This window comes from Bradyrhizobium sp. 76 (assembly GCF_023073025.1).
Taxonomy (GTDB): domain Bacteria; phylum Pseudomonadota; class Alphaproteobacteria; order Rhizobiales; family Xanthobacteraceae; genus Bradyrhizobium.
Genome location: NZ_JADPIS010000057.1, coordinates 1 through 4,668 on the forward strand (window position 1 = coordinate 1; position 4,668 = coordinate 4,668).

At 60.3% G+C, this 4,668-nt stretch carries 3 protein-coding genes and 2 pseudogenes; 3 read left to right on the forward strand and 2 right to left on the reverse strand.

The window, feature by feature from the left end:
• Positions 1-81: 81 nt before the first annotated feature.
• Positions 82-948, reverse strand: a pseudogene (locus IVB48_RS12275) (IS3 family transposase); the annotation flags it as partial.
• A gap of 224 nt (positions 949-1,172) precedes the next feature.
• Here IVB48_RS12275 and IVB48_RS12280 point away from each other — a divergent pair.
• Together IVB48_RS12280 and IVB48_RS12285 are read left to right on the forward strand one after the other, a co-directional pair.
• Positions 1,173-2,345 (forward strand): IS110 family transposase, encoded by a 1,173-nt coding sequence (locus IVB48_RS12280; RefSeq protein ID WP_247400138.1) that lies wholly within the window; start codon positions 1,173-1,175, stop codon positions 2,343-2,345.
• Positions 2,330-3,241 (forward strand): annotated as a pseudogene (locus tag IVB48_RS12285) (transposase); the annotation flags it as partial. The gene IVB48_RS12280 and the pseudogene IVB48_RS12285, both read left to right, overlap by 16 nt.
• 196 nt (positions 3,242-3,437) lie before the next feature.
• Here IVB48_RS12285 and IVB48_RS12290 read toward each other — a convergent pair.
• Positions 3,438-3,686, reverse strand: coding sequence for a hypothetical protein (locus IVB48_RS12290; RefSeq protein ID WP_247400139.1), 249 nt, complete (start codon positions 3,684-3,686; stop codon positions 3,438-3,440).
• 487 nt (positions 3,687-4,173) lie between these two features.
• Between IVB48_RS12290 and IVB48_RS12295 the strand changes: the two genes are divergently transcribed.
• Positions 4,174-4,359, forward strand: coding sequence for a hypothetical protein (locus IVB48_RS12295; protein ID WP_247400140.1), 186 nt, complete (start codon positions 4,174-4,176; stop codon positions 4,357-4,359).
• Positions 4,360-4,668 lie beyond the last annotated feature (309 nt).

Genomic DNA, 4,668 nt, shown 5'->3' on the forward strand with positions numbered 1-4,668 from the left:
CAAATACCCCACGGGATCGCATCCCGATCAGCAAAGCCTCTTCTCTTCAACAACATAGACAGATGGGTGTTCTGATGCGCGATTGTAGAAGTCGAGATATCGGCCGATGGAGTCGCGCGCCTGGCTGACGCTGTCATAGGCCCGCAGGTACACCTCCTCGTATTTGACGCTGCGCCAGAGCCGTTCGAGAAACACGTTGTCCCGCCATGCGCCCTTGCCGTCCATGCTGATCGCGATGCCGTGTCGGCGAGCACGCCGGTAAAGGCCTGTCCGGTGAACTGCGAGCCCTGATCCGTGTTGAAGATGTCCGGCTTGCCATGACGAGCCAAAGCATCCTCCAGCGTCTCGACGCAGAAGGCTGCTTCCATGGTGATCGACAGGCGCCACGGCAGAACACCACGTGTTGCCCAGTCCAGCACCACAGCGAGATAGACGAAGCCGCGCGCCATCGGGATGTAGGTGATGTCCATCGCCCAGACCTGGTTCGGTCGCGTGATCGCCATGCCGCGCAGCAGGTATGGATAGATCCTGTGGCCGGGCTCGGGTCTGGTGGTGCGCGGACGGCGATAGAGCGCCTCTATCCCCATCCGCCGCATCAGCGTTCTGACATGCCGGCGGCCGATCTTGCGCCCCTCGGCAGCCAGCAGGCCTCTCAGCATTCGCGAACGGCGTAGTGCACCTCATGCACGCCGACGGCGCGCGCGATCGGAAACAACAACGGCCCGAACAGCACGATCGCCGGACGGCGAAGGGAAGCTCCAGATGCAGCCGGTCGAGACGCCGCATGAGCGCGAGATCGGCGGACGACACCGGCCGCGGCAGGTAGTACACGCTGCCGCGGCTGATGTTCAAAGCCTCTGCCTGCCTGGTGATCGGCAGCTCGTGCTGACGCTCGATCATCGCCTTGCGCTCAGCAATCCCGCCTTGGTGAGCGCTCCTTCTAAAAAACTATGCGCGGCGCTGCACGCCCCCTGTGGGATAGAAACGGATTGGCGATAGACTGCGTTCGGAAGGGAGCGGCCGATACGATTTTGGTGGCATTTAACCCCGTCAAAAAAACTGGTCCATGAGCTGTTGCGGACTTGAGAGTGGTGACGCCGCAAAGGCGATCCCGTTTAGGAATCTGATCAATTGCGCAGCTCAGCCCTTCTCTGTCAGCAGGAAGATTGGAGATGAACCGCAAGAAGTCGAAGTCCAAGGTCGACCGTACCATGCCCATGGTGCACCCGAACGCGGCTGCCATCGATGTTGGTGCGACTGTGCACATGGCTGCCGTAGGAGCTGATCACGCACTTGAGCCAGTACGCAGTTTTGGCACCTTCACGGCTGATCTCGATCAAATTGTAAAGTGGTTTGTGGAATGCGGAGTCGAGACCGTCGTCATGGAATCAACCAGCGTCTACTGGATTCCGATCTTTGAGCTTCTCGATGCACGAGGATTTGCCGTGTTTCTTGTCAACGCGCGCGATGCCAAGCACGTGCCGGGGCGAAAGACCGATGTTAGCGATGCGCAATGGCTGCAGCGGCTCCATTCATTCGGGTTACTGCGGGCCAGCTTTCGGCCCAAAGGGCAGATTGCCGAGCTGCGAGCCTACGTGCGTCAGCGCGAGCGTCTGCTGGAGTACGCCGCCTCACACATCCAGCATATGCAAAAAGCATTGACCGAGATGAATCTTCAACTCCAGCACGTTGTGGCCGACATCACGGGCGCGACTGGCCTACGCATCATTCGCGCGATCCTTGCCGGCGAGCGCGATCCTGAGACGCTGGCGTGCTTGCGCCACTACAGTTGCCACTCCAGTGTCGAGACGATCGCGAACGCGCTCACCGGAAGCTACCGCGCGGAGCATCTGTTTGCGCTCGATCAGGCACTCGCCCTTTACGACGCGTATCACGAGAAGGCATCTGCCTGCGACGCCCGAATCGAAGCTGTGTTGAAGGAACTCACTACCCATAGGGGTCATGATCATGGATCAGCGCCGCAGGTCTCGCGGCGTCGGAACAGAGCCGATCAAGCGAACGCTCTGGCTTTCGACGTCCGCGCGTCGTTATTTGGGCTGCTCGGAAAGGACGTCACCACCATCGACGGTCTCGGTCCTTACCTCTCGCTGAAGCTGATCGCAGAATGCGGCGACGACCTTACCTCATGGCCAAGTGCAAAGCATTTTACCTCCTGGCTGGGGTTGGCACCGAGCAATAAGGTGTCCGGGGGCAAAATGCTCTCGTCACGAACGCGCCGGTCCGGCGGTCGGGCCGCAGCTCTTCTGCGCCTTGCTGCCGTAACCGTCGGACGCACCGACACCGCGTTCGGCGCCTTCTATAGACGACTGGTCGCTGGGCGATGAATCTGATGCTGATCAATGTGTCGACGCGCCGGTTCGGCCGCGCTGTCCGGCTGCCCGAGGGTGACGTGCCGGCACCGCCCGGATCGGGGGGGCGAAGTCGGCGGCGCGGCTGGCGGACTTCATGGCTGCCGATCTGTCCGCGCTCGACCTTCTGGTGGTCCAAATCGACGGGCTGCATCTCGGCGACGATCTCGTGCTGGTCACCGCGATCGGGGTCGACGGCGAAGGCAACAAGCATCCGCTGGCGCTGGTCGAAGAGGCGACCGAGAACGCCGCAACGGTTCAGGCCCTGCTGACAACCTGGTCTCGCGCGGGCTCGACCCGACGATGCCAAGACTGTTCATCGCCGACGGCGCGAAGGCGTTGTCGAATGCGATCCGCCGCACCTTCGGTTCGGCCGCAGCGATCCAGCGCTGCCGGATCCACAAGGCGCGCAACATCATGGAACGCCTGCCGAAAGAGCATCATGCGGCCACCCGTCGGGTGCTGCGCCAGACCTGGGAGCTCGATGACGCCGACAAGGCTGAAAAATTGATCCGCAATCTCGCGCGTCGACTCGACCAGCAATGGCCCGGCGTGGCGGTCAGCATCCTCGAAGGCGTCGACGAACTCCTGACTGTCGTCCGGTTGAAGTTGCCGAAGCTTCGTCGATCGCTCGCCTGTACCAACATCGCCGAGAACATGATGGGCACAATTCGCCGCGTCACGCGCAACGTCAAACGCTGGCGGATGCCGGTATGGGCTTGCGATGGGTCGCGGCCGGCATGATCGAGGCCAACAAGGGCTTCCGACGATTGAAGGCGCATAAGCAATTGTCGGTTCTGCGTGCGGCTCTTCAAACTCGCCACAATCGCGTGACGATCAACCCCGTTGCCCACGTCACGAGGGCCGCGTAACATTCATTCCGGCAACGTCGGCCCGACCTACTTCAACAGCGATCGGGACATCCCCCTGGCCGGCCCGATCGGCGAGCACGCAGATCAGACGTAGCTATTCCTCTCAATCAAGCAGATCTGAGCGAATGCAGTTAACAACGGGCAACATCCAGGGAGTAGCTATAGGGTTGCAGTCGTGTGGACGAGCTGATCGAGATCAATCCGTTCGGTCGACCCGGTGTGGAGGATTACCGCGGCGGTCAAAAGCGTCGTGGCGGCACCGCAAGAGAGCGGCCGCGAGACGCTGCTGTGCGAGGGCGATAAGGGACTGCTTGCTAAAACTCGAGCGGTTCGCGCCACCGATCCGCAGGTCCGGCCCCTCCGGAATGGTCTTCAACGTGGCGTACGGAAGGAAAGGGAAGTGGCGTTCCAGCCAGGTTCCGATCATGCTTGAGATGGTCGGCATTCCGTACACCTGGCCGAGTCCGCTCGGGGCTGCGCTGGAGCTCGACAAAGTCATCGCAAACAAGTAGCGCGGCAGCGAGAGCACCGGCGACCTGCGATTCCCTGTGATAGTGAAGCCACGTTACGAATCCGACAACTTGACATTACAAATTCGTACATGAGCCTAGTCGTCTGATGCAAGCGGTGGAAATGATTTTCACGCACTATGCTCAAGACGCACTGGTGGAAGAATACATCGAGGGCGAGAAATCTGCGTCGCCCTGCTCAGAAACGAAGAGCTTGAGGTGTTGCCTCCGGTCGAGCACGACTTCTGCGAGCGCGAAACACGTCTTATCACCTGGGAAGACAAGCATCGTATGGCGGTCGCGCCGCCGCAGAAAATTTGCCCAGCGCAAATCGGAAATGAACTTGCGACGATGCTGCGGGATATTTAGGTTGCGACTTTCCGTGCCTGCCTTGGCCGGGACTATGCCCGCATTGACCTCCGGATCGACCGCTCCGGCCAGCCTTTTGTCCTCGAGATCAACTTCAGCCCGTCGCTCGATGATATCCACTCTTACGTCCGGGCTGCGACGACGGGCGGCTACAGCTTCTCGGATCTGATCAATCGCATCCTTAATCTCGCCCACGCGCGGTATTTCGGAATCGGGATACCTAACGGCGAACACGCCTGAATCGCGACAGGAGTTTTCGGCCGTAGGCGGCCGTTGGCGCATCACTCTGCCGCTCCCGGGATCCGATGATGGCGAACCTGGTGATGCACCGAGATCGCCAAAGCTTTGATATGGACGCCAATCTCGATAGTGCAGAAGGGGGCGATCATTCCTACTCGTCTAGTCTTACTGAGTCAAAAAGTCGCGATCTTTGATCCTGGAATTGCTGGTATTTTCGGGAGATTCGTTTTTCGGCATGGAGAGCTGGGATGGGTCACCCAAGATCGGACGGGAGTGAATCGCGGTTTGCGGCCTATGTCGAGGGGCTTG

Bases quoted from the DNA above. Each gene is read 5' to 3' on its own strand.
- IVB48_RS12290 (WP_247400139.1), bottom strand. From the start codon at position 3,686: ATGCCGACCATCTCAAGCATGATCGGAACCTGGCTGGAACGCCACTTC.
- IVB48_RS12280 (WP_247400138.1), top strand. From the start codon at position 1,173: ATGAACCGCAAGAAGTCGAAGTCCAAGGTCGACCGTACCATGCCCATG.